At 72.7% G+C, this 22,419-nt stretch carries 22 protein-coding genes; 8 read left to right on the top strand and 14 right to left on the bottom strand.

The genetic code is table 11. The features are described from left to right. Positions 1 to 147: 147 nt before the first annotated feature. Positions 148 to 1,107, top strand: coding sequence for an acetyl-CoA carboxylase carboxyltransferase subunit alpha (locus BLW43_RS12230; RefSeq protein ID WP_093253791.1), 960 nt, complete (start codon positions 148 to 150; stop codon positions 1,105 to 1,107). Positions 1,108 to 1,110: 3 nt separating this feature from the next. On the opposite strand, the gene BLW43_RS12225 is transcribed toward BLW43_RS12230, so the two are convergent. From BLW43_RS12225 to fzlA, 4 genes are all read right to left on the bottom strand, one after another. Next, on the bottom strand, positions 1,111 to 1,695 hold the full coding sequence (locus BLW43_RS12225) for a cytochrome b/b6 domain-containing protein (protein WP_093253789.1): 585 nt from the start codon (positions 1,693 to 1,695) through the stop codon (positions 1,111 to 1,113). After that, positions 1,695 to 2,156 carry a c-type cytochrome gene (locus tag BLW43_RS12220; RefSeq protein ID WP_093253787.1) on the bottom strand — a complete coding sequence of 154 codons (462 nt, stop codon included), beginning with the start codon at positions 2,154 to 2,156 and terminating at the stop codon, positions 1,695 to 1,697. The genes BLW43_RS12225 and BLW43_RS12220 overlap by 1 nt, the downstream gene beginning before the upstream one ends. Before the next feature lie 108 nt (positions 2,157 to 2,264). Continuing rightward, a complete protein-coding gene (gene queG, locus BLW43_RS12215) occupies positions 2,265 to 3,383 on the bottom strand; it encodes a tRNA epoxyqueuosine(34) reductase QueG (RefSeq protein ID WP_093253785.1) in 1,119 nt (372 codons plus the stop codon). Continuing rightward, positions 3,383 to 4,051 (bottom strand): FtsZ-binding protein FzlA, encoded by a 669-nt coding sequence (gene fzlA / locus BLW43_RS12210; RefSeq protein ID WP_093253920.1) that lies wholly within the window; start codon positions 4,049 to 4,051, stop codon positions 3,383 to 3,385. Before fzlA ends, queG begins: the two co-directional genes overlap by 1 nt. A 289-nt stretch (positions 4,052 to 4,340) precedes the next feature. Between fzlA and urtA the strand changes: the two genes are divergently transcribed. The 6 genes from urtA to urtE all read left to right on the top strand — a co-directional run bounded on the left by urtA (position 4,341) and on the right by urtE (position 10,328). Next, positions 4,341 to 5,612, top strand: a complete 1,272-nt coding sequence (gene urtA, locus BLW43_RS12205; RefSeq protein WP_175478876.1) for an urea ABC transporter substrate-binding protein — start codon at positions 4,341 to 4,343, stop codon at positions 5,610 to 5,612. Between the two features lie 87 nt (positions 5,613 to 5,699). Continuing rightward, positions 5,700 to 7,328, top strand: a complete 1,629-nt coding sequence (gene urtB, locus BLW43_RS12200; protein ID WP_093253781.1) for an urea ABC transporter permease subunit UrtB — start codon at positions 5,700 to 5,702, stop codon at positions 7,326 to 7,328. Between the two features lie 72 nt (positions 7,329 to 7,400). Further along, positions 7,401 to 7,700 (top strand): hypothetical protein, encoded by a 300-nt coding sequence (locus tag BLW43_RS12195; RefSeq protein WP_093253779.1) that lies wholly within the window; start codon positions 7,401 to 7,403, stop codon positions 7,698 to 7,700. 52 nt (positions 7,701 to 7,752) lie between these two features. Further along, positions 7,753 to 8,871 (top strand): urea ABC transporter permease subunit UrtC, encoded by a 1,119-nt coding sequence (gene urtC, locus BLW43_RS12190; RefSeq protein ID WP_093253776.1) that lies wholly within the window; start codon positions 7,753 to 7,755, stop codon positions 8,869 to 8,871. A 5-nt stretch (positions 8,872 to 8,876) separates the two neighbouring features. After that, positions 8,877 to 9,629 (top strand): urea ABC transporter ATP-binding protein UrtD, encoded by a 753-nt coding sequence (gene urtD / locus BLW43_RS12185; protein WP_093253773.1) that lies wholly within the window; start codon positions 8,877 to 8,879, stop codon positions 9,627 to 9,629. A 3-nt stretch (positions 9,630 to 9,632) separates the two neighbouring features. Continuing rightward, positions 9,633 to 10,328 carry an urea ABC transporter ATP-binding subunit UrtE gene (urtE, locus tag BLW43_RS12180; protein WP_093253771.1) on the top strand — a complete coding sequence of 232 codons (696 nt, stop codon included), beginning with the start codon at positions 9,633 to 9,635 and terminating at the stop codon, positions 10,326 to 10,328. 21 nt (positions 10,329 to 10,349) lie between these two features. Here the strand turns inward: urtE and ubiG are convergent, their stop codons facing one another. Then, on the bottom strand, positions 10,350 to 11,084 hold the full coding sequence (ubiG, locus tag BLW43_RS12175) for a bifunctional 2-polyprenyl-6-hydroxyphenol methylase/3-demethylubiquinol 3-O-methyltransferase UbiG (RefSeq protein WP_093253768.1): 735 nt from the start codon (positions 11,082 to 11,084) through the stop codon (positions 10,350 to 10,352). Positions 11,085 to 11,193: 109 nt separating this feature from the next. On the opposite strand from ubiG, the gene pip reads away from it, so the two are divergent. Continuing rightward, positions 11,194 to 12,171 carry a prolyl aminopeptidase gene (gene pip / locus BLW43_RS12170; protein ID WP_093253766.1) on the top strand — a complete coding sequence of 326 codons (978 nt, stop codon included), beginning with the start codon at positions 11,194 to 11,196 and terminating at the stop codon, positions 12,169 to 12,171. A gap of 28 nt (positions 12,172 to 12,199) precedes the next feature. Here the strand turns inward: pip and BLW43_RS12165 are convergent, their stop codons facing one another. From BLW43_RS12165 to BLW43_RS12125, 9 genes are read right to left on the bottom strand one after another with little or no spacing between them, the layout of a single operon-like run. Then, complete coding sequence (locus tag BLW43_RS12165; protein WP_093253763.1) at positions 12,200 to 12,997, bottom strand: TIGR01459 family HAD-type hydrolase; 798 nt, start codon at positions 12,995 to 12,997, stop codon at positions 12,200 to 12,202. Then, positions 12,994 to 14,262: an FGGY-family carbohydrate kinase gene (locus BLW43_RS12160; RefSeq protein ID WP_093253761.1), complete on the bottom strand. Its 1,269-nt coding sequence runs from the start codon at positions 14,260 to 14,262 to the stop codon at positions 12,994 to 12,996. The genes BLW43_RS12165 and BLW43_RS12160 overlap by 4 nt, the downstream gene beginning before the upstream one ends. Next, on the bottom strand, positions 14,259 to 15,320 hold the full coding sequence (locus BLW43_RS24580) for a class II aldolase/adducin family protein (protein ID WP_217632168.1): 1,062 nt from the start codon (positions 15,318 to 15,320) through the stop codon (positions 14,259 to 14,261). The genes BLW43_RS12160 and BLW43_RS24580 overlap by 4 nt, the downstream gene beginning before the upstream one ends. After that, positions 15,317 to 16,855 (bottom strand): glycerol-3-phosphate dehydrogenase, encoded by a 1,539-nt coding sequence (locus BLW43_RS12150; protein WP_093253759.1) that lies wholly within the window; start codon positions 16,853 to 16,855, stop codon positions 15,317 to 15,319. The genes BLW43_RS24580 and BLW43_RS12150 overlap by 4 nt, the downstream gene beginning before the upstream one ends. Then, positions 16,852 to 17,562 carry a class II aldolase/adducin family protein gene (locus tag BLW43_RS12145; protein ID WP_093253757.1) on the bottom strand — a complete coding sequence of 237 codons (711 nt, stop codon included), beginning with the start codon at positions 17,560 to 17,562 and terminating at the stop codon, positions 16,852 to 16,854. The genes BLW43_RS12150 and BLW43_RS12145 overlap by 4 nt, the downstream gene beginning before the upstream one ends. Before the next feature lie 7 nt (positions 17,563 to 17,569). After that, entirely contained in the window at positions 17,570 to 18,610 is a 1,041-nt protein-coding gene (locus BLW43_RS12140; RefSeq protein WP_093253754.1) for a 2-hydroxyacid dehydrogenase, read from the bottom strand. Continuing rightward, entirely contained in the window at positions 18,607 to 20,169 is a 1,563-nt protein-coding gene (locus tag BLW43_RS12135) for an FGGY-family carbohydrate kinase (protein ID WP_217632167.1), read from the bottom strand. The genes BLW43_RS12140 and BLW43_RS12135 overlap by 4 nt, the downstream gene beginning before the upstream one ends. After that, positions 20,166 to 21,293, bottom strand: a complete 1,128-nt coding sequence (locus BLW43_RS12130; RefSeq protein ID WP_093253751.1) for an ABC transporter ATP-binding protein — start codon at positions 21,291 to 21,293, stop codon at positions 20,166 to 20,168. The genes BLW43_RS12135 and BLW43_RS12130 overlap by 4 nt, the downstream gene beginning before the upstream one ends. Beyond that, positions 21,290 to 22,417 (bottom strand): ABC transporter ATP-binding protein, encoded by a 1,128-nt coding sequence (locus tag BLW43_RS12125; RefSeq protein ID WP_093253915.1) that lies wholly within the window; start codon positions 22,415 to 22,417, stop codon positions 21,290 to 21,292. Before BLW43_RS12125 ends, BLW43_RS12130 begins: the two co-directional genes overlap by 4 nt. Positions 22,418 to 22,419 lie beyond the last annotated feature (2 nt).

Below are 22,419 nucleotides of genomic sequence, written 5' to 3'. Positions count from 1 at the left end.
GCCTGCGGCGGGCGCATGCGGCCGGGCCCGCCCGCGACCCGCGGCCAGATTGCATTCGCGGCCGCAGCGCCTTAAGTCGCGCGGGCGGGAACGGCGACGGGACCGGGAACCGGGCCGGGCGACCGGCCAGAGCGGTGCGGGGGCGGCTTGCGGCATTATCTCGATTTCGAGAAGGGACTGGCCGAGCTTGAGGGCAAGGCGGCCGAGCTGCGCGCGCTGGCCGCGCGCAACCCCGCCATGGACGTGCGCGACGAGGCCGCGCAGCTCGACGCGAAGTCGCGCAAGATGCTCGGCGAGCTCTATGCGACCCTCGACCCGTGGGCGAAGTGCCAGATCGCCCGCCACCCCGACCGGCCCCGCGCGCTCGACATGATCGAGGCGCTGTTCGACGAGTTCACCCCGCTCGCCGGCGACCGCGCGTTCGCGGAGGACGCCGCCGTTGTCGGCGGGCTGGCGCGCTTCCAGGACCGGCCGGTGGTGGTGCTCGGCCACGAGAAGGGCCGCGACACCCGCAGCCGCCTCACGCGCAATTTCGGCATGGCGCGGCCGGAGGGCTATCGCAAGGCGGTGCGGCTGATGCGGCTGGCCGACAAGTTCGGCCTCGCCGTCATCACCCTGATCGACACGCCCGGCGCCTATCCCGGCAAGGGCGCGGAGGAGCGCGGCCAGGCGGAGGCCATCGCGCGCGCCACCGAGGCCTGTCTTGCGCTGGGCCAGCCGCTCGTCTCGGTGGTGATCGGCGAGGGCGGTTCGGGCGGCGCGGTCGCCTTCGCCACGGCCAACCGCGTGGCGATGCTGGAGCACGCCGTCTATTCGGTCATCTCGCCGGAGGGCTGCGCCTCGATCCTGTGGAAGGACGCGGACAAGATGCGCGAGGCCGCCGCCGCGCTGCGTCTGACGGCGCAGGATCTCATGAAGCTCGGCGTGATCGACCGCATCGTGCCCGAGCCGCTCGGCGGGGCCCAGCGCGCTCCGCTGGAGGCCATCGCCGAGACCGGCCGCGCCGTCGCGGCGATGCTGGCCGATCTCGACGGCAAGGACGCCGCCGCCCTGCGCGCGGACCGGCGGCGCAAGTATCTTGAGATGGGCCGCAAAACGCTCGGCTGAGCCTCAGTCGCGCCGCCGCACCAGCTTGCGGCCGTCGATCATCGGCCGCACCAGATCCTCGCGCTTCCAGAACGCGTAGAACGCGACGGCGGCGAGGTGGAGCAGCACCATCGCCAGCAACGCCTTGGCGATGAGGGCGTGCAGCGCCGCCGCCGTCAGCCGGTCCCCCGCCGGGATGAGATGCGCCAGCGGACCGACGTTGATGTAGTCGTCGGGGTCGGCGAAGAGCCCCGTCGCAACCTGCGCCGCGAGCAGCGCCAGCAGCGCCACCGTCGCCCAGCCGCCGAGCGGCGCATGGCCGCGCCAGCGGCTTGGCCGGCGCTCGGGCATCTCCCGCAGATAGGCGAGCACCGGGCGCGGCCCGCGCAGGAAATGCGCAAACCGCGCCGTCTCGGGGCCGACGAACCCCCACACGAGGCGGAACAGCACCAGCGCGCCGACAGCGTAGCCGCACCAGAAATGCCAGGTCATGATCGCAGGCCCGAACTCGCCGAGAACCCATCCCGTGACGACCGCCGCGGCCAGCGCCCAGTGGAAGACGCGGAGTGCGGGGTCCCACACCCGCGCCCGCTCGACCGGTTCGGCCATCAGAAGTCCTTGGCGCGATAGTCGTCGTGGCACGCCTTGCAGGTTGCGCCAACGGCGCCGAGCGCCGCGCCCAGCTCGGCGCGGCCGCCGGAGACCTTCGCGGGCAGGTCCGCCACCGCAGCCTTGTAGTCGCCGTACCTGGCGGTGAAGCCGGAGAAGTCGCTCCAGATCGCCGGCTGGGCGCGCGTATCGCCGGGCTTGTCGGCGTTGGAGCTGCCCTTTGGGAAATGCGGCGCGGCCATGTAGCCGCCCAGCGTCTCGAGGTTGCCGGCGTGCGTCGCGGCCGCCTCGGCGTCATACTCTATCTCCCCCTTCGCCATCGCGGCGAGCGGGCCGATATTGGCGCCGAGCAGGGTGAAGTAACCCTGGCGGGCCTTGATCGCATCCTCGATCGGGTCGGCGAAGGCCGGCGCAAGCACGGCGCAGTGGGCGAGGACGGCGAGGGTCAGCAGTCGGCGCATGATGGGTTCTCCCGAAGAATTCACCTGAGCGGAGCATGGCCGCCCGCGCCGCGGCGATCCAGCGAAGTCTTTGTGATGGGGTCGCAGAACGGCGGCGCGGCGCCGTTCTCAGGACGGACCGAGGGCCGCCGCCCACTCCGCGGCGACGTCGGGATCTGGGTCGTCGGCGCGCAGGGCCGCCAGTCGCGCCGCCGGCCAGAGCCGCCAGAGCGCCCAGACGGCGGCGCCGCGCACCAGCGCCGAGGCGTCGGCAAGTCGCGCGCAGGCGCTCTCGGCGAGGTCGGGATCGCTGGAGTTGCCGATCGCCACGAGCACGTTGCGCAGGAAGCGGTCGCGCCCGATCCGCTTGACCGGCGAGCCGGCGAACACCTCGCGGAAGGCCGCGTCGTCGAGCGCCGCGAGATCGGCCAGCCGCGGCCGCGCCAGTTCGGGCCGCGCCGCATAGGCGATTTCGCGCGCTCGGCCGGCGAACTTGTTCCACGGGCAGACGGCGAGGCAATCGTCGCAGCCGTAGATGCGGTTGCCGATCAGCGGCCGCATCTCGCGCGGGATCGGCCCCTTCAGCTCGATGGTGAGGTAGGAGACGCAGCGCCGGGCGTCGAGCACGCCGGAAGCCGGGAAGGCGGCGGTCGGGCAGATGTCGAGGCAGGCGCGGCAGGAGCCGCAGCGGTCCGCGTGAGGCGCGTCGCGCGCCAGCTCCAGCGTCGTGAACAGCGCGCCGAGGAAGAACCACGAGCCGAGCTCGCGGCTGACGAGATTGGTGTGGCGGCCGCGCCAGCCGAGGCCGGCGGCCTCAGCCAGCGGCTTCTCCATCACCGGCGCGGTGTCGACGAACACCTTTATGTCGCCGCCGGCGCGGTCGATCAGCCAGCGGCCGAGCCTCTTGAGCTTGCGCTTGACGACGTCGTGGTAGTCTGCGCCCTGCGCATAGACGCTGATCGCGGCGCGGTCGCGCATCACGAGCGCCACCATCGGGTCGTCGCCGGGCGGGTAGGGCTCGGCGAGCATGACTACCGACCGCGCCTCGGGCCAGAGCGCAGAGGCGTCGGCCCGCCAGGCGAGCCGCTCGGCCATCCACGCCATCTCGCCGTGCAGCCCCGCGCCAACCCAGGCGCGCAGGGCCTCGCCGGCGGGGCGCGTCGCCTCCGGCGCGCAGACCCCGAACCCCGCGAAGCCCAAGCTCCGGGCCTCCGCCTCCAGCGCCGCCCGAAGATCGGGCGCCGCCATCAGAAATCGAGGTCGGCGTAGTGGTCGGGCGGGGAGAAGCCGGGCAGATGGTCCGACAGCAGCGGCCGGAAGGCCGGGCGCGACTTCACCCGCGCATACCATTCCTTCGCCGGGTCGCTGACCTCCCACGGCGCGTCGCCGATGAAGTCGAGGCAGCTCAGATGCGCCGCGGCGGCGAAATCGGCGATGGAGAGCGCGTCGCCCGCCAGCCAGCGCCGGCGCTCCGCCAGCCAGCCGACATACTCGACATGCTGCTTCACAGCCCTGGCCCCGGCCTTGATCTTGCCGCTGTCGGGGTAGCCCGAGCGCGAGAGCCGCTTGATCGCGCGCTCGGCGACGAGGTTCTCGGTGACTTCGGCGTTGAACTTGCCGTCGAACCAGCCGACCAGCCGCCGCGCCTCGGCGCGGTCGATCGGGTCCGACGGCAGCAGCCGCGGCTCCGGTCCCGTCTCCTCGAGATACTCGAAGATCGCGGCGCTGTCGCAGAGCGCGCGGCCGTCGGGCTCGACCAGCACCGGCACGTCGCCGGCGGGGTTGAGGCGCAGGAAGTCGGTGCGCTTCTCCCAGGTCTTCTCCTCGATCAGCTCCGCCTCCAGCCGCTTCTCCCCGAGAACGAGGCGGATCTTGCGGCTGCGGGGGCAGAGGGTGAGGTGATAGAGGCGGCGCATGGACGTTCCGTCGGCTGCGAGGGACGCGTCTTCCTTGCCGGGTTCCGGGCGCGGGATCAACAGCCCGCCCGCCGCCGGCCGCCCGACCATCGCAGTGAGTCGGGACGGATCTGCGCTCGCCGCAGGCCGATCCGGCGCTTTCATGCCCAAATGATAATCATTTTTGCCGCCCGAGGCCAGAATCCGTCAGGCGCCCTTTCTTGCGGCGCAGCGATGGCGTTTCGTTGGGCATGAAATGTTAACGCTCCGCCGGCGCGGGGTGCGACCTGACAAGGAGACAGTCCACATGATGCGCATTCTCTCGTCCACGGCGCTCGCGCTCTCGCTGGCCACCGCGGCCGCGGCGCAGGAGGGCCCCATCAAGGTCGGCATCCTGCACTCGCTCTCCGGCACCATGGCGATCTCGGAGACGACGCTGAAGGACGTCATGCTCATGCTCATCGAGGAGCAGAACAAGAAGGGTGGGCTGCTCGGCCGGCAGCTCGAGGCGGTCGTGGTCGATCCCGCCTCCGACTGGCCGCTCTTCGCCGAGAAGGCGCGCGAGCTGATCGAGGTGAACGACGTCGACGCGGTGTTCGGCTGCTGGACCTCGGTGAGCCGCAAGTCGGTGCTGCCGGTCTTCGAGGAGCTGAACTCGATCCTGTTCTACCCGGTGCAGTACGAGGGCGAGGAGAGCCAGCGCAACGTGTTCTACACCGGTGCGGCGCCGAACCAGCAGGCCATTCCCGCCGTCGACTACCTGATGGAGAACGAGGGCGTCGAGCGCTGGGTGCTCGCCGGCACCGACTACGTCTATCCGCGCACGACCAACAAGATCCTCGAGGCCTACCTGCAGGCGCAGGGCGTCGCGCCTGAGGACATCATGATCAACTACACGCCGTTCGGCCACTCCGACTGGCAGACGATCGTGAGCGACATCAAGGCCTTCGGCTCCGCCGGCAAGAAGACCGCCGTCGTCTCCACCATCAACGGCGACGCCAACGTGCCGTTCTACAAGGAGCTCGGCAACCAGGGCGTCTCCGCCGAGGACATTCCCGTGGTCGCGTTCTCCGTGGGCGAGGAGGAGCTGGCCGGCATCGACACCGCGCCGCTCGTCGGCCACCTCGCCGCCTGGAACTACTTCATGTCGGTCGACACCGACGTGAACGCCGACTTCATCGACGCCTGGCACGCCTTCATAGGCGACGCCGCCCGCGTCACCAACGACCCGATGGAGGCGCACTACATCGGCTTCAACATGTGGGTGAAGGCCGTCGAGGCCGCCGGCACGACCGACCCCGACGCCGTGATCGACGCCATGATCGGCGTCGCGGTGCCGAACCTGACCGGCGGCTACTCGGCGATGGGCGCCAACCACCACATCACCAAGCCGGTGCTGGTCGGCGAGATCCAGGACGACGGCCAGTTCGAGGTCGTCTGGGAGACCTCCGGCCTCGTTCTCGGCGACGCCTGGTCCGACTACCTGCCCGAATCCGCGCCGCTGATCGCGAACTGGCGCGCGCCTATGTCATGCGGGAACTTCAACACCGAGACCGGGCAGTGCGGCGGCGTGGGTCAGTAATAGGTTCGCCGCCGTCCTGACCGCAGCGGGGCCGGGAAGGCCCTCCTCCCTTCCCGGCCCCGCACCCCTCGCCCGAAGGCAAGACCCATGCGCAGCGCCCTCGCCCTGCTCGCGAGCCTGTTCCTCCTGATGGCCGCGGCGCCGATCCTCGCGCAGACCGCCGAGACGGGCGGCGCCACGCTCGAAGCGCTCGCAGCCCGCCTGCCCGACGGCGACTTCAACGACCGCGCCGGGATCGTCTCGCGCATCGCCGCGACCTCGGACCCCCGCGCCGCGGCCCTGCTCGACGCGCTGCTGGAGGGCGAGCTGGAGCGCCTCAACGCCGACGGGCGCATCGTCCGCGTCACGGGCCCGCGCCGGCAGGAGGTCGCCTTCGACGCGCTGACCGGCGAGGAGATCGGCCCGCTCGGCCGCGGGGCCTCGGAGCGCATCCGCGTCAACAACGCCGTGCGCCGCGCCATCCGCAGCGCCGTGGGCGTGCTGACCCTGGGCAGCCCCGACCCCGCGGTGCGCATCTCCGCCGCGCAGGCCGCCTTTTCCGGCCCCGACCCCGAACAGATCGAGCCGCTTTCGGCGGCCCTCGCGGCCGAGACCGACCCCGCCATCGCGAAGCTGATCGCCGAGGCCCGCGCCGCCTCGATCCTGGCGGACGGGGCCGCCGCGCCAGCCGACAAGGTCGCGGCGCTCGACACCCTGACCGCGCGCGGCGACCGCGCCGCGCTGTCGCTGGCGATCGCCGCGCAGAATGATCCCGCCCCCGAGGTCGCCGCCGCCGCCGGCGACACCCGCGACGCCATCGAGCGCGTGCTGGCGTTCTGGGACGCCGCGCGCAATGTCTGGTTCGGGATCAGCCTCGGCTCGGTGCTGATGCTCGCCGCCATCGGGCTGGCGATCACCTTCGGCGTGATGGGCGTGATAAACATGGCCCATGGCGAACTGGTGATGCTCGGCGCCTACACGACCTTCGCGGTGCAGCAGGCCATCGTCGCCTCGGCCCCCTGGCTCTCGGAATGGACGCTGGCCTTCGCGCTGCCGCTCGCCTTCCTCGTATCGGGGTCGGTGGGAGTGGCGATCGAGCGCGGCGTCTGCCGCTTTCTCTACGGCCGCCCGCTGGAGACGCTGCTGGCGACCTGGGGCGTCTCGCTGATCCTGCAGCAGCTGGTGCGGTCGATCTTCGGCGCCACCAACCGCGCCGTCTCCAACCCCGACTGGATGTCGGGCGCGTTCCAGATCGGCCAGATGCAGGTGACGTGGAACCGCTTCTGGATCGTGCTGTTCGCGCTGGCGGTGTTCGCGGCGCTGACGCTTCTGCTCAAGCGCACGCCGATGGGCCTGCAGATGCGCGCCGTCACCCAGAACCGCCGCATGGCCGACGCGATGGGCGTGCGCACCGGCTGGGTCGACGCGATGACCTTCGGATTGGGCGCCGGCGTGGCGGGCGTGGCCGGCGTCGCGCTGAGCCAGATCGACAACGTCTCGCCCGATCTCGGCCAGAGCTACATCGTCGACAGCTTCATGGTCGTGGTGTTCGGCGGCGTGGGCAACCTGTGGGGCGCGCTCGCGGGCGCCTTCACGCTGGGCGTCGCCAACAAGTTCCTCGAGCCCTTCGCGGGCGCGGTGATGGCCAAGATCCTGGTGCTCGTCTTCATCATCCTCTTCATTCAGAAGCGCCCGCGCGGGCTGTTCGCGCTCAAGGGCCGGGCGGTCGAGCAATGAGGCCGGACATGAACGACGCCTTTACCGGCGGGGCGCAGACTGCGGCGCGTGTATGTTCGCCGGAGTATGGCCATGAACCGTCTCGTCGCCCTCGCCCCCCTGCTGCTGCTCGCCGCGCCAAGCCACGCCGCGATGGCGCAGGCCGGCGCCGCGCAGCCCTGCCCGATCACCTATCCGCAGTTCTACGCGGCGGTGAGGCACGACGACCTCGCGACCTGTCCCGCGGAACTCGAGGGCCCCTCGCGCTTCTGCCGGCTGGTGGCCGGCGCGAACGGGCAGGAGCACGTGTTCGTCTTCACGGTCGAGGGCGCGCAGTGCCTGCTGGACGTGCGCGCCTTCACCCCCGGTTCGGTGACGCTCGCCAGCCGCTGACCGCGGCGCGCGGCGCGGCCCGCCGACCGCATGGCAGCGCGGGAGGCCGGGCATGATCGCCCGGCTGATCGACCTGCGCGGCGCGGTGTTCCTGCTGCTGCTCGCCTGCTTCGCAACGATCGTGCCGATGATGAGCCTGCTCGCCGAGCCGGGCTCGGCGCTGCACCTGCCGAGCTATGCGGTGTCGCTGTTCGGCAAGTATCTGACCTATGCGCTGCTGGCGCTGTCGGTGGATCTCATCTGGGGCTATTGCGGCATCCTCAGCCTCGGCCACGGCGCCTTCTTCGCGCTGGGGGGCTACGCCATGGGCATGCACCTGATGCGGGAGATCGGCGACCGGGGCGTGTACGCCAACCCGGTCCTGCCCGACTTCATGGTGTTCCTGAACTACGACGCGCTGCCGTGGTTCTGGCTCGGCTTCGACATGTTCTGGTTCGCCTGCGCGATGGTGCTGCTGGTTCCGGGCCTGCTCGCCTTCGTGTTCGGCTGGTTCGCGTTCCGCTCGCGCGTCACCGGCGTCTATTTCTCGATCATCACCCAGGCGATGACCTACGCGCTGCTGCTGGCGTTCTTTCGCAACGACATGGGTTTCGGCGGCAACAACGGCCTGACCGACTTCAAGGACGTGCTGGGCTTCGACCTCCAGGCGCCGGGGACGCGGGCGACGCTGTTCGCGCTCTCCTGCCTCGCGCTCGGCGGCGGCTACCTGATCTGCCGCGCCGTCACGCAGTCGCGCGCCGGCAAGGTGCTCATCGCTGTGCGCGACGCCGAGAGCCGCGCGCGTTTCCTCGGCTACCGGGTGGAGTACTACAAGCTGTTCGTCTTCGTCGTGTCGGCGATGATGGCCGGCGTCGCGGGGGCGCTCTACGTCCCGCAGGTCGGCATCATCAACCCCAGCGAGTTCCAGCCGGCCAACTCGATCGAGGCGGTGATCTGGGTGGCCGTGGGCGGGCGCGGCACCCTGGTCGGCGCGGCGCTCGGCGCCTTCACCGTGAACGGCGCCAAGACGCTGCTGACGGGGTGGTTCCCCGAGATCTGGCTGTTCTTCCTCGGCGCGCTGTTCGTGGCGGTGACGCTGTTCCTGCCGAACGGCATCCTCGGGCTGCTGAGGCGGCGCAGGCGCGCGGCCCGGGCGGAACCCGCCACGACCGCCCCGGCGGCGGCGGAGTAGGGGCGATGGCGATCCAGGCGGCTGGCTCGATCCTCTATCTCGATAATGTCCATGTCGCCTTCGACGGCTTCAAGGCGATCAACGGCCTGTCGATGATCCTGAAGCCCGGCGAGATGCGCGCCATCATCGGCCCCAACGGGGCCGGCAAGACCACGATGATGGACATCATCACCGGCAAGACCCGCCCCGATCGCGGCGACGTGCTGTTCAACGGCCAGGTCGATCTGACAAAGCAGGACGAGGCGGGCGTCGCGCGGCTCGGCATCGGGCGCAAGTTCCAGAAGCCGACCGTGTTCGAGACCCAGACCGTCGAGGACAACCTGCTGCTCTCGCTGAAGGGCCGCCGCGACGTCTATGCGATGCTGTTCGCGAAGCGGACCGGCGAGGAGGCCGCGCGGCTCGACGAACTGCTGGCGCTGATCCGGCTGGAGGCGCGGCGCGGAGATCTCGCGGGCGATCTCAGCCATGGCCAGAAGCAGTGGCTGGAGATCGGCATGCTGCTGGCGCAGGACCCCAAGGTGCTGCTTGTCGACGAGCCGGTGGCGGGCATGACCGACGCCGAGACGATGCAGACAGCCGAACTGCTGCGCGCGGTGGCCGGCGCGCATTCGGTGGTGGTGGTCGAGCACGACATGGAGTTCGTGCGCGCGCTCGGCGTGAAGGTGACGGTGCTGCACCAGGGCGCCGTGCTGGCGGAGGGCTCCATCGACCATGTCAGCGCCGTGCAGGAGGTCGTCGATGTCTATCTGGGGCGCTGAGCGATGCTGAAGGTGGACGCCATCGACCTGCACTACGGCGCCGCGCAGGCGCTGCGCCGGGTCTCCATGGAGGCGCGGCCGGGCGAGGTGACCTGCGTGCTGGGCCGCAACGGCGTCGGCAAGACCTCGCTGATGCGGGCGATCATCGGCCAGCAACGCGCCTCGGCCGGGTCGATCGCCTGGGAGGGCGCGGCGCTTGACGGCCTGTCGCCGCACCAGCGCGCGCGGCGCGGCGTCGCCATCGCGCCGCAGGGCCGCGAGATCTTCCCGCTGCTTACCGTGCGCGAGAACCTCGAGACCGGCTATGCGCCGCTGAAGCGCACTGAGCGCTCGATCCCCGACGACATCTTCAGCCTGTTTCCGGTGCTGCGGGAGATGATGCGCCGGCGCGGGGGCGATCTCTCCGGCGGCCAGCAGCAGCAGCTCGCCATCGCCCGCGCGCTGGTGACGCGACCGCGGCTCATCCTGCTAGACGAGCCGACCGAGGGCATCCAGCCGAGCATCATCAAGGACATCGGCCGCGCCATCCGCTACCTGCGCGAGCGCGGCGACATGGCCATCGTGCTGGTGGAGCAGTATTTCGACTTCGCCCGCGAGCTCGCCGACCGCTTCTACATCCTCGACCGCGGCGAGGTGGCCCTGTCAGGCGACGCTACAGGGCTCGACGCGCCCGAAGTGAAGCGCCTGCTGACGGTGTGAGGGCGCGGGTCGCGCCGGCCCTCAGCCGGGTTTCTCGCAGGTCAGCAGGTAGTTCACCGACAGGTCTTCGGGGCTGAGCCGCCAGCGGCCCGAGAGCGGCGAGAAGACCATCCCCATGCGGTCCACCGGCGTCAGTCCCGCCGCCAGGGCCGCCGCCGCCAGCTCGTCCGGCGTGACGAAGCGGCGCCAGTCATGGGTGCCGCGCGGCAGCCAGCGCAGGACGTACTCCGCCCCGACGACGGCCTTGGCGAAGCTCGCCGCGGTGCGGTTCAGCGTGGAGAGGATCACCAGCCCGCCGGGCTTCGTCAGCGCCGACAACGCCGCGAAGAACGCCTCGCGCTCCGCCACATGCTCCACGATCTCCAGCGCGAGCGTCACGTCGAAGGCGGCGCCCGACGCAGCCAGCGCCTCCGCCGTCTCGGCGCGGTAGTCGATCTCCAGCCGCGACGCCGCGGCGTGCGCCTGCGCGGCGGCGACGGCGCCAGAGGCCGCGTCGAGCCCCGTCACCGTCGCGCCGAGCCGCGCCATCGGCTCGGCCATCAGCCCGCCGCCGCAGCCCACGTCGACGAGCGACAGCCCGGCGAGCGGCGAGCGGCCGCGGCGGTCCCGCCCGAACTGCGCCGCGATCTGCTCGGCGATGTAGTCGAGCCGGCAGGGGTTGAGGCGGTGCAGCGGCGCGGCGTCGCCCTCCGGATCCCACCAGCGGGCGGCCATCGCTTCGAACTTGGCGACTTCCGCAGCGTCGACCGTGGCCATGCGCGCGCTCCCTTTGCGTGATCGTCATGCCGCGCGGCGGTGGGCTTCCCCCCCTGCGCGCCCTATGACATAGAACAGCCATGGAGGATGGGCGAGCCGAGGAATCTGCATGACGCCGGTGCGCCGAGCCCTCTATCCCGCCATCGAGCCGTTCAACCGCTTCCGCCTGAGCGTGCCGGGCGGCCACGACCTCTATGTCGAGGAATGCGGCACGCGCGGGGCGAAGCCGGTGGTCGTGCTGCATGGCGGGCCGGGCGGCGGCTGCTCGCCGGGAATGCGCCGCTACTTCGACCCCGAGGCGTGGCATGTGGTGCTGTTCGACCAGCGCGGCTGCGCGCGCTCGCGCCCCCACGCCAGCGTGGAGCGCAACACCACCGGCGACCTGATCGACGACATCGAGGCGATCCGCCGCCGCATCGGCGTGGAGCGCTGGTCGGTGTTCGGCGGCAGCTGGGGCGCCGCGCTCGGGCTGCTCTACGCCGAGGCGCACCCGCGCAGGGTGAGCGAGCTGATCCTGCGCGGCGTGTTCCTGATGAGCCAGCGCGAGCTCGACTGGTTCTATGGCGGCGGCGCCGCGCAGTTCTTCCCCGAGCTGTGGGAGGAGTTCGTCGCGCCGATACCCCCCGCCGAGCGCGGCGACTTGATCGCCGCCTACCACCGCCGCCTGATGTCGGGCGACCTCGCGCAGCAGACCGACTTCGCCCGCATCTGGGCGCGCTGGGAGGGGGCGACCGCCACCCTGCGCGCCGAGCCGTCGCTCAGGCCGGGCTTCTCCGACGCCGCCTATGCGCGCGCCTTCAGCCGCATCGAGTGCCATTATTTCCAGAACCGCGGCTTTCTTGAAAGCGACGGCCAGATCCTGCGCGACATCGACCGCATCCGGGACATTCCCGGCATGATCGTGCAGGGGCGCTACGACATGGTGTGCCCGCCGGCCTCGGCGTTCATGCTGCACCGCGCCTGGCCGGCCTCGGAGCTGCGCATGGTGGGCGACGCCGGCCACGCCCTGAGCGAGCCGGGCATCACGGCGGAGCTGCTGGCCGCGACCGACGCGCTGCGCGACGGCTCGCGGACGGCGGCCCAGTAGCGCCCCCATCAGCGGCCCATAGGGGCCTTCACCAGGCCAGCGACGCCATCGCCCAGCCGCCGCTTTCGGGGACGTCCTGCGCGGCCCCCGCGTAGACGCCGCCCTCCACCAGCACCCATGCGCAACCGGCCAACTTTGCGCCGCCGACGTCATGCGCTGCGCTGTCGCCGACCATCACCGCGCGCGCGGGCGCAGTGTCCAGCGCCGCGAGGGCGGCGGCGAAGATCTCCGGGTGCGGCTTGCCGAACCAGCGCACCGGTGCGCCGGTCGCCGCGTAGTCGCGCGCCACCGCGCCGGCGCCGAAGGCCGTGCCGCCGCGGACGTACATGCGCAGGTCGGGGTTGGCGCAGAAGAGCGGCGCGCCGCGCGCCGCCGCCGGGGCCAGCAGCGCGCGGTAGCCGTCCTGCGTCATGCGCTCGGGCTCCGCGCCGGCGAGCAGCACCGCGTCCGCCTCGCGCGGGTCGGCGGTCTCCCGCAGGGCGAGGCCCGCGAGGGCCGAACGGTCGCCGTCGCGCGCGATCACGAAGACCGACGCGCTCTGCGGCAGCGCAGCCAGCGCGCCGCGGCAGACGTCCCCCGACGTGATCACCGCGTCAAAGAGGTCCGGCGCGAAGCCCAGCGCGGCGAGGCGGTCGCGGTTGGGCCCCGCGCCCTTGCCGGAATTGGTGACGACGGCGAGCCGCCTGCCCGCCGCCTTCAGCGCCGCCACGCAGGCGACGGCGCCCGGAAAGGCGGTCCGCCCGTCATGCAGAACGCCGAACTGGTCGAGCAGCACGGCGTCGAACCGGTCGGCGATCTCGCGCAGGCCCGCGATGCGCGGCGTCATGGCGCGGCCAGCAGCGGCAGGGCCACGCGCGCGGCGCCGACCGCCGCGGCGTCCGACGCCGCCGCCAGCGCGGGAACGCCGAGGATGCGGGCGCGCATCCGCGTCCAGACCGCGTTGGCCGCGCCGCCGCCGACGCTGCGGATCGCCGCGAGCGGCGGCGCGCCAAGCTCCGCGAGGCGGCGGTAGCCCAGCGCCTCGACCCGCGCGACGCCCTCCAGCAGCCCGTGCAGGAAGGCCGCGTCGTCGTCGGGGCGCGGCGTCAGGCGCGGCGCGAAGGCGGGGTCGGCGACGGGAAAACGCTCGCCCGGCTTCGCCAGCGGGTAGTAGTCGAGCCCGCTGTCGGCTTCGGGGTCGATGCGCGCGGAAAGCTCGGCGATCCGCTCCGGCGCCATCTGCGCCGCCAGCGCCCCGCCGCCGGTGTTCGACGCCCCGCCGGCGAGCCAGATCTCGCCGATGCGGTGGCTGTAGATCCCGTATTCCGGGGCGAACACCGGGCGGTCCGAGAGCAGCTTGATCGTGAGCGTTGTGCCGAGCGCGGTCACGCCGTCGCCGGGCCGCCCGGCGCCGGTGGCGAGGAACGAGGCGCAGCCGTCGGTCAGGCCGGCCGCGACCGGCGCGCCCTGCGGCAGCCCGAAACGGCGCGCCGCGGCGGCCGTCACCGCGCCGCGCCGGGCGCCGACCGGCAGCACCGCCGGCAGCAGGCCCGCGCGCAGCGGCGAGCGCGCGAGCCAGTCGGGCCAGCGCCGCGCCACCGGGTCGTAGCCGGTCTTGAGCGCGTCGCTCTCGTCGGAGGGGCCGCCGGGGCCGGAGAAAAGGTCGGCGATCCAGTCGGCCTGATGCGCGATGCGCCGGACGCCCGGCCGGTCCTGCAGGACGATGGCGCGAGCCAGCGCCGAGGCGGGACCGTGCGCGGCGCTCTCGCGCGGGGCGAGCGCGGCGACGGCGGCGGGGATGGCGGGGTCGTCCACCGCGTCGTCGTACATCAGCGCGGCTCCCACCGGCGCGTCGCCGGCGTCGAGCGCCAGCACCGTCCCGCTGGTCGCATCGACCGCCAGCGCGCCGACGCGGCCGAGGTCGGCCTCCGTCCCGAGCCGGGAGAGCGCCAGCGCGACCGCGCCCTCCCATGTGGCGGGGTCGCGGCGGTCGGGGCAGATCTCCGCCAGCGACGCGCTCGCCGCCGCGATGAGGGCGCCGTGGCGGTCGATCAGCGCCGTGCGCGCGCCGCCGGTGCCGAGATCGACGCCGAGCGCGAGATCGCCGCTCACGCGGCGCCTCCGGCGTCGAGGCTCTGGCGGTATTTCTCGGCGTCCCAGTTCAGCAGCGCGTCCTCCTCCGTCGCGGTGAAGGGCCTGAGCGGCGCGCCGTCCGCAACCCGCGCGAACACGTCGCCGACGCAGGCCGCGAGCGCCTGCGCGCCGGCGGAGGCGTCCTCGCGCATGGCGGCGCCGAGGCCCGGCAGGAACAGCAGCGCCGGCCGGCCGAGCCGCGCCGCCGCCTGCGCCGCCGTCTCGCCCGGCGCGGCGCAGGCGAGCCCGCGCCCGAGGAAGATCACATGGTCGGGCCAGAACGACCCCGCCGCCGCGCGGGCCAGCCGCGTCGCATCCCGCGCCAGCGCCTGCGTCGCGGGCGCGTCAAGCGGACGGTAGTCCACGTCCCGAAGCGCCTCCGCGAGGCCCGGCGCCGGCGCTGCGCCCCCGAACGCCAGCGGCGCAGCAAGGCGCGCCGCCGCCTCCGCCAGCAGCGACTCGCCCTCGCCCGCGTCGTCCGCGCAGGCGACAATCCCGTGATTGCCGAGCACGATGAGCCGCGTGTCGGGCCGCAGCCGCCCTGCGATCTCGCGCGCGAGCCGCAGGCCCGGCTTGACGTAGGGAACCCACATCGCGCCGAGACCGTCGAGCGCCGCCATGGCGACCGCCTCGCCGTCCGCGCGCATCGCCGCCGCGATGGTCGCGACGCAATGGGTGTGCAGCACGACGGGCGCGGGGCAGACGGCGTGCACCGTCGTCTCGATGGATGGGCGCAGCCCGCCCGGGTTGGCCTCGGGGGGCACTTGCGCCAGCGCCGCCTCCGCGCCGGGGTCGTCGCGCGCGACGGCGGCGCGCAGGCCGGCGAGGTCCACCGGAACAAACACGTCGCGCGCCTCCGCCTCCGCCAGCCACAGGCCCGACGCCTTGATGAGCATCGCGTCGCCGCGCTTGAACGAGGTGTTGCCGCCGGCGCCCTGCACCTGCAGCGGGTCTGCCCCCAGGCGCGCCGAGACGGCCCTGAGCCGGGCGAAGGCGGGGTCGGCGCGCAGCGCCGCGAAGCGCTCCGCCGCGCTCACGCCGCAACCCTCTGGCCGGAGAACCAGTCTTCGAACCCTGCTTTCTCGGCCTCGCTGAGGAACAGCCCGTGCTTGCCGCGGCGCAACAGCACGTCCTCCGGGGCGCAGGCCCATTCGCGCTCCATCGCCCAGCGCGCCTCGCGCTCGTGGAGCAGGCCGCCGAAATGCCGGCCGAGGTCGTCGAGCCCCTCGGCGCCCTCCAGCAGCGTCTCCGCGTCGGTCCCGTAGGCGCGGGCGTAGTGGCGGGCGAGATCGTCCGGCAGCCACGGCCGCGCGGCGCGGAAGCCGGCGAACCACGCGTCGAAATCGGCCCCCGGCATCGCGCCGCCGGGCAGTGGCGCGCGCTCGGTCCAGTCGCCGCGCATTTCCGGAAAGAACGGCTTCAGCCGATGCAGCCCGTGCTCGGCGAGCTTGCGGAAAGTGGTGATCTTGCCGCCAAAGGCCGAGACGATGGGCGCCCGCCCGTCGCCGCCGTCCACGTCGAACACATAGTCCCGCGTCACCGCCGAGGCGCCCTTGGCGCTGTCGTCGTCAAACAGCGGCCTGACGCCGGAATAGCTGCTCACCACGTCCTCGGGCGTCAGCTGATGGCGGAAGTAGCGGTTCAGCGCGCGGCAGAGGTAGGCGACCTCGTCCTCGCCGGCCGTCACCGTCTCCGGCGCGCCCTCGAACGGGATGTCGGTGGTGCCGATCAGCGCGAGGTCGTCGAAATAGGGATTCACGAAGATCAGCCGCCGGTCGTCGTTCTGCAGGACGTAGCCGTGCGGGCCGTCCCACCATTTCTTCGCGATGATGTGGCTGCCCTTCACGAGCCGGACATGGCGCTGCGCGTTGACGCCGGCGACATTGCCCAGCACCTCCTCCACCCAGGGCCCCGCGGCGTTGAAGACCGCCCGCGCCGTCACCTCGCGCTCGCCCTGCGGCCCGCGCAGGACCGCGCGCCACAGTTCGCCCTCGCGCCGGGCGGAGACGACGCGGGTGCGCGTCAGCACCTCCGCGCCGCGCCGCGCCGCATCCACGGCGTTGAGGATGACGAGGCGCGCGTCGTCCACCCAGCAGTCGTAATAGGCGAAGCCGCGGCGGAAAGCGTCGCGGATCGCGGCGCCCTCGGGGTCGCGGCGGAAGTCGATCGACGTCGTGGCGGGAATGCGCTTGCGGCCGCCGAGGTTGTCGTAAAGGAACAGCCCCAGCCGGATCAGCCAGCGCGGCCGCTGCTCGGGGCTGTGCGGCAGGATCAGCCGCAGCGGCCAGGTGATGTGCGGCGCGGCGGCCAGAAGCACCTCGCGCTCGATCAGCGCCTCGCGCACCAGCCGGAACTCGTAGTATTCGAGGTAGCGCAGGCCGCCGTGGATGTACTTGCCCGAGCGCGAGGAGGTGCCCTCGGCGAGATCGCCCTTTTCGCACAGGATCACGCTGAGGCCGCGCCCCGCGGCGTCCCGGGCGACGCCAGCGCCGTTGACGCCGCCGCCGACGACGAGCAGATCGACGGCCCCGCCAGCCGCCGCGCCGACCGCCGCCGCGCCCGCCGCGCTCATTTGCCCTTGCCGGCCTTGGCCGACGCCTTCGCGGGTTTCTTCGCCTTCCCCGCGTCGTCCTGCAGGCCGTAGCTGCCGAAGGATTTGGCAGTGTCGGCGATGGCCGCCTCGCTCAGCAGGTTCGGGCCGCCGATCAGCAGGCTCATGTAGTACTGCTTGGCGATGGTCTCGAGCTCCACCGCCAGCCACATCGCCTTGGCGAGGCTGGCGCCCGTGGCGATCATGCCATGGTTGGCGAGCAGGCAGCCGGTGCGGCCGTCGAGCGCGGTCAGCGCGTGGTCCGACAGCGCCTTGGTGCCGAAGGTGGCGTAGGGCGCGCAGCGGATCTCCATGCCGCCGAAGGCAGCGATCATGTAGTGGCAGGCCGGCACCGACTTGCCGGCGATAGCCAGCACCGTGGCGTAGGTCGAGTGGGTGTGGACCACCGCGCCCACCTCCGGCTTGGCGCGCTGGATGTCGAGGTGGAAGCGCCATTCCGTCGAAGGCTTGAGCGGGCCTTCCCACGCCCCGTAGTCGCCCTCCAGCGGCATGGCGGCGATCATCTCCGGCTCCAGCGCGTCATAGGCCGTCGCCGAAGGCGTGATCAGCATCGTGTCGCCATGGCGGGCGGAGATGTTGCCGCTGGTGCCCTGGTTGAGACCACTGGCGTTCATCCAGCGGGCCTGGGCGATGATCTCCTCGCGGAGCTTCAGCTCGTCTTTCTTCATGGCGTCCTCAACAGGGGTTAAGCGGCGGTTCGCCCGCGAGCCGGCGGCGGATCTCCTCGGCCGCCTGCGCGGCGGCGATCTTCACGGTCTTGAGCGACGCTCCGGCGATGTGGGGCGTCAGCGTCACGTTGGGCAGCGACAGCAGCCGCTCGTCGGGGCCGGCGGGCTCCACGGCGAAGGTCTCCAGCATCGCGCCGCGCAAGTGGCCGCTCTCCAGCGCCGCCGTCAACGCGGGATAGTCGACCATCGGGCCGCGGGCGGTGTTGACGAAGACTGCGCCCGGCTTCATGGCGGCTAAGGCTTGCGCGTCGATGAAGCCCGTGGTCTCGGGCGTGACGCGGGCGTGCAGGGTGACGACGTCGGCCTCCGCCAGCAGCGTCTCGCGGCTGACGAGCTTCACCCCGTCCGCCGCGTCGGCCGCACTGAGCTGCACATAGGGGTCGGCCACCATCACCCGCGCCCCGAAGGCGCGCAGCAGCTTCACCACGCGGGTTCCGATGGCGCCGTAGCCGATGACGCCGACGGTCATCTCCGACAGCTCCTCGCCGGTCTCGTCGGCGCGGTAGAGATCGCCGCGCCACTCGCCGCGCCGCAGCGCGTCGTGCCCGCGGGTGATGTTGCGGGTCTCGGCGAGGATGGCGCCGAGGGTGAACTCGGCGACGGCGGAGGCGTTGCGGCCCGGCGTGTTGACCACCGTCACGCCGCGTTCGCGGGCGGCGGCCATGTCGATGTTGACCGGCCCGCCGCGCGACACCGCCACCAGCTTCAGCGCCGGCATCGCCTCGAACATCGCGGCCGAGAGCGGCGCGAGATGCGTCACGAGGATCGGCGCGTTCCCGACATGGGCGATCACGTCGTCAGGCTCGCCCATGTATTCCTTGAGCCCGTCCATGCCCGGCTTCGCGTATCCGTGCTCCATCGGCTCGTCGGGCCATGGCAGGTCGAGCAGGCGGCAGGATACGGCGTCGCCGCAGGCCTCGCGGATGGCGCTCTCGAACATCGACGACAGCATGAAGCGGTCGCCGATCACGGCGATCTCGACGGTCATGATCCCCTCCGGACGTCGGCGAGCGCGCCCCACGCCGGCGCGAGCGCCTCGCGCGTGGCGCGGAACGCCTCGAACAGCGGCGCATAGATGTCGGCAAGCCGCGCGTCGGGCGGCTCGAGCGCGCCCAGATGCGGCGCCACCCAGGCGTCGGCGCAGGACTGCGCGTCAGGGTGGAGGCCCTCGCGCAGCGCGGCGATCATGCAGGCGCCGGCGGCACCCGCCTCCTCCCGCGCCACGCCGCGCGTCGGCGCGCCGAGCGCGGCGGAGAGGATTCTCCGCATTGCGCCGGAGCGCGCGGCGCCGCCGGAAAGCCGCACCTCGGCAGGGACCGGCCCCATCGCGCCGTAGCAGTCGCGCGCCGCGAAGGCGAGGCCCTCGAAGACGGCGCGCGTCATGTCGAACCAGCCGGTCCCCTGCGCCAGCCCGGTGAAGCTGGCGCGCGCGTCGGGCTCGGCGAAAGGGCCGCGCTCGCCGGCGGGCGAGATGTAGGGGTGGTAGAGCGCCGCGCCGGGCCGCGCCGCCATCACCGCCGCGTCTAGCCCCGCCAGCATCTCCGCCCGCTCCCTGCTCACGCCATGGGCCGCGAGCAGTTCGCGCCCCGCGTCGAGCATCCAGTCGATGTTGAGCGTCGCCGCCATGTTGAGCTGCATCTGCGCCAGCGCCCCGCCGGGGAACGCCATCACGTAGCCCGTGCGCGCAGGGCTGAGGCTCACCTGGGCGGCGTCTGGGACGAAGCGCATGTGGATGCCGGTCGAGCCGAGGATGGTCATGCCCGGCGCGGCGCCCGCGTCGTGCAGCCCGCCGCCGAAGGCGCAGCACATCACGTCGACATAGCCGAGCGTCACCGGCAGGCCCGGCTTCAGCCCCGTCATCTCCGCCGCCGCCGCCGTCAGCGGATGCGCGGTCTGCGCGCCGTCGACGATGGGCGGCAGCAGGCGCTTCAGGTCGCTCAGGCCCAGCGCCTCGATCACGTCGTCGGAATAGGCGCGGGTGCGGAAGTCGCCGAAGGTGAACACGCCCTCGGTCGGGCAGGTCGCGCGCTCGCCGGTCAGGCGCAGGTAGAGGAACTCCTTGGGGTGCAGCGCGGTCGCGGCGCGGGCGAGCAGCTCCGGCGCGTGGCGCTTCATCCAGACAAGCTGGGTGCGCATCTGGCAGACGGTGACGCCGGCGCCGGTCGTCTCAAAGATCAGCCCCCCGCCCTCGCCGGCGACGATCTCGCGCGCCTCGCGCGCCGCGCGACCGTCGAGCCAGAGCCAGCCGTCATGGACCGGCTCGCCCGCGGCGTCCACCAGCCACGTCCCGTCGCCCTGCCCGGTCACGGCGAGCCCGGCGCAGCGCGCGGCCAGCCCAGGCGTCTTGTCCACCAGCGCCCTCACCACCGTCGCGGCGTCGGCCCAGGTGCGCGCCATGTCCTGCTCGACGCCGCCGCCCTCCAGCACGGCGTAGGCATTCGGGCGGCTGGCGAGGCCGATCTGCCGCCCGTCCGCCTCGAACGCCACCGCCTTGATGACGGAGGTGCCGGCGTCGAGCCCGATGAAGGCGGGGGCTTCTCCGTTCACGCCGCCCTCCCGCCATGGCTGAGGGCGGCGCCGGTCTCGCCGTCGAAGACATGCAGATCGGCGGGCTCGAAGCGCACGCCGATGCGGTCGCCGGGCCGCAGCCGCGCGCGGTCGTGCTCCACCGTCACCAGCGTGCCGCCGGCGAAGGACGCGGCGATGTGGGACTGGTCGCCGAGCCACTGGTTCGCCGCCACCTCCGCCGGCGCGCCGGCGGGATCGAGCCGCACCGCATGGGGCCTGACCCCCAGCGTCACCCGCCCGCGCTTGAGGATGGTCTCGCGCACCGCCGGCTCGAAGCCCGCGGCCGGGTAGTCAAGCGCCACGCCCTCGCCCAAGCCCAGCCGCAGCGCGTCGCCCTCCGCCCGCGCCTGCGCCTGAAACACGTTCATCGGCGGCTCGCCGATGAACGTGCCCGTAAAGAGGTTCGCAGGACGGTCCTTAAGCTCGGCGGGGCTGGCGAACTGCTGCAGCACGCCGCCCTCCATCACCGCGATGCGGTCAGCCAGGGCGTTCGCCTCGGTCTGGTCGTGGGTGACGAGCACGGCGGTCAGCCCGCGCTCCTTGACGAAGTGCTTGATGCGCCCGCGCAGCAGCGCCCTGAGCGCCGGCTCAAGCTGCCCCATCGGCTCGTCGAGCAGGTGCAGGTCGGCCTCGCGGATCAGCGCCCGGCCGAGGCTCGCGCGCTGCTGCTGGCCGCCGGAGATGGAGGCGGGGTAGCGGTCGAGGATCGGCTCGATCTCCAGCAGATGCGCGATCTCGGCGACGCGCCGCGCCACCTCCTCGCGCGGCAGCCTGGCGGATTTCAGCGCGAAGGCGATGTTCTCGCGCACCGTCAGCGGCGGGTAGAGCGAGTAGCCCTCGAAGGCCATGGCGACGTTGCGCTTCGCGGGCGCGACGCGGTTGACCTCGCGCCCCGCGATGCGCACGGCGCCCTCGCTGACGGTCTCGAAACCGGCCACCATCCGCAGCGTCGAGGTCTTGCCGCAGCCCGAGGAGCCGAGCAGCGCCACGATCTCCCCTTTCGCGACCGACATGCTCACCGCATCGACGGCGCGCACCGGCCTCGCGGCCTTCGCGCCGTAGATCTTGGAGACGCGGTCGAGTTCCAGCGCCGGCGCGCTCATGCCGCGGCCCCCCTGCGCGTGGTCTCTCGCGGCGCGATGCGGGCGCCGGTCTCGGCGTCGAAGAGCAGCGCGTGGGCGCTGTCCACCGCGATGTGCGCCGCGCCCTCGGCGGGGCCGGGGGTTCCGGCGGGGCGCGAGACGAGAATCTCGCGGCCGCGCTTGGTCGTCACCAGCGTCACGGTCTTCTCGTTGAGCGGCGTCTCGGCCTCCACCGTCACCGCCACCGCCCCCGGCGCGCCCGCCTCGGTGAAGCGCACAGCCTCGGGCCGCAGGCCGAGCACGCAAGGCCGCCCCGCGGCGTGGGAGAGGCCGTCGTCGAGCGGCGCGCGCAGGTCGCTCAGCAGCACGAAGGGGCCCTGCCCGTCGGTCTGCGGCGTCACCTTCAGCGTGTTGATCGCCGGGTCGCCGAACAGCCGCGCGACCGAGAGCGTCGCGGGGGCGAGATACACCTCCTCGGGCGTGCCCAGCTGCGTCACCCGTCCGCCCTCCAGCACCGCGATGCGGTCGCCCAGCGCCATCGCCTCGCGATAGTCCTGCGTGACGTAGATCGTCGTCGCCTTCTCGCGCGCCAGCAGCCTTGGCAGCTCCAGCCGCATCTCGAACCGCAGCTTGGCGTCCACGTTGCGCAGCGGGTCGTCGAGCAGCAGCGTGCGCGGCCCGCCCGCCAGCGCCCGCGCCAGCGCCGTGCGCTGCTTCTGCCCGTTCGAGAGCGCCTTCGGCGCCTGCCCGAGCACATGGCCGATTTTCAGCATGGTCGCCAGCTTCTCGACGCCCGCCCGCAGCGCCTCGCCCGACTGCCGCCGCGCGGTCAGCGGGCTCGCGATGTTGTCGAAGGCCGACATGTGCGGGAACAGCGCGAAGTTCTGGAACGCCATGCCGACGCCGCGCTCCTCCGGCGGCACGTCGTCCATATCGCGCCCGCCGATGCGGATGCGCCCCGCGTCGGCCTCGACGAGCCCCGCGATCACCCGCAGCAGCACCGTCTTGCCGGCGCCCGAGGGGCCGAACAGCGCCAGCGTCTCGCCCTCGGCCACGCTCAGCGACACCGCGTCTAGCGCCACGTCGGTCTTGAACCGCTTGGTCACGGCGTCGATCTCGATGGCCGGCGGCTTGCGCTCCGTCATGG

Source organism: Rubrimonas cliftonensis, from assembly GCF_900107585.1.
GTDB lineage: Bacteria > Pseudomonadota > Alphaproteobacteria > Rhodobacterales > Rhodobacteraceae > Rubrimonas > Rubrimonas cliftonensis.
Note: the sequence above shows the minus strand (reverse complement) of the source record. Positions and strands in the feature narration are given on the sequence as shown.

Coding starts and splice junctions, on each gene's coding strand:
- BLW43_RS12145 (WP_093253757.1), bottom strand. CDS start 17,562: ATGAAGAAAGACGAGCTGAAGCTCCGCGAGGAGATCATCGCCCAGGCC.
- urtE (WP_093253771.1), top strand. CDS start 9,633: ATGCTGAAGGTGGACGCCATCGACCTGCACTACGGCGCCGCGCAGGCG.
- urtA (WP_175478876.1), top strand. CDS start 4,341: ATGCGCATTCTCTCGTCCACGGCGCTCGCGCTCTCGCTGGCCACCGCG.
- BLW43_RS12150 (WP_093253759.1), bottom strand. CDS start 16,855: ATGAGCGCGGCGGGCGCGGCGGCGGTCGGCGCGGCGGCTGGCGGGGCC.
- ubiG (WP_093253768.1), bottom strand. CDS start 11,084: ATGGCCACGGTCGACGCTGCGGAAGTCGCCAAGTTCGAAGCGATGGCC.
- queG (WP_093253785.1), bottom strand. CDS start 3,383: ATGGCGGCGCCCGATCTTCGGGCGGCGCTGGAGGCGGAGGCCCGGAGC.
- urtB (WP_093253781.1), top strand. CDS start 5,700: ATGCGCAGCGCCCTCGCCCTGCTCGCGAGCCTGTTCCTCCTGATGGCC.
- pip (WP_093253766.1), top strand. CDS start 11,194: ATGACGCCGGTGCGCCGAGCCCTCTATCCCGCCATCGAGCCGTTCAAC.
- BLW43_RS12140 (WP_093253754.1), bottom strand. CDS start 18,610: ATGACCGTCGAGATCGCCGTGATCGGCGACCGCTTCATGCTGTCGTCG.
- urtC (WP_093253776.1), top strand. CDS start 7,753: ATGATCGCCCGGCTGATCGACCTGCGCGGCGCGGTGTTCCTGCTGCTG.
- BLW43_RS12130 (WP_093253751.1), bottom strand. CDS start 21,293: ATGAGCGCGCCGGCGCTGGAACTCGACCGCGTCTCCAAGATCTACGGC.
- urtD (WP_093253773.1), top strand. CDS start 8,877: ATGGCGATCCAGGCGGCTGGCTCGATCCTCTATCTCGATAATGTCCAT.
- BLW43_RS12125 (WP_093253915.1), bottom strand. CDS start 22,417: ATGACGGAGCGCAAGCCGCCGGCCATCGAGATCGACGCCGTGACCAAG.
- BLW43_RS12220 (WP_093253787.1), bottom strand. CDS start 2,156: ATGCGCCGACTGCTGACCCTCGCCGTCCTCGCCCACTGCGCCGTGCTT.
- BLW43_RS12195 (WP_093253779.1), top strand. CDS start 7,401: ATGAACCGTCTCGTCGCCCTCGCCCCCCTGCTGCTGCTCGCCGCGCCA.
- BLW43_RS12165 (WP_093253763.1), bottom strand. CDS start 12,997: ATGACGCCGCGCATCGCGGGCCTGCGCGAGATCGCCGACCGGTTCGAC.
- fzlA (WP_093253920.1), bottom strand. CDS start 4,051: ATGCGCCGCCTCTATCACCTCACCCTCTGCCCCCGCAGCCGCAAGATC.
- BLW43_RS12225 (WP_093253789.1), bottom strand. CDS start 1,695: ATGGCCGAACCGGTCGAGCGGGCGCGGGTGTGGGACCCCGCACTCCGC.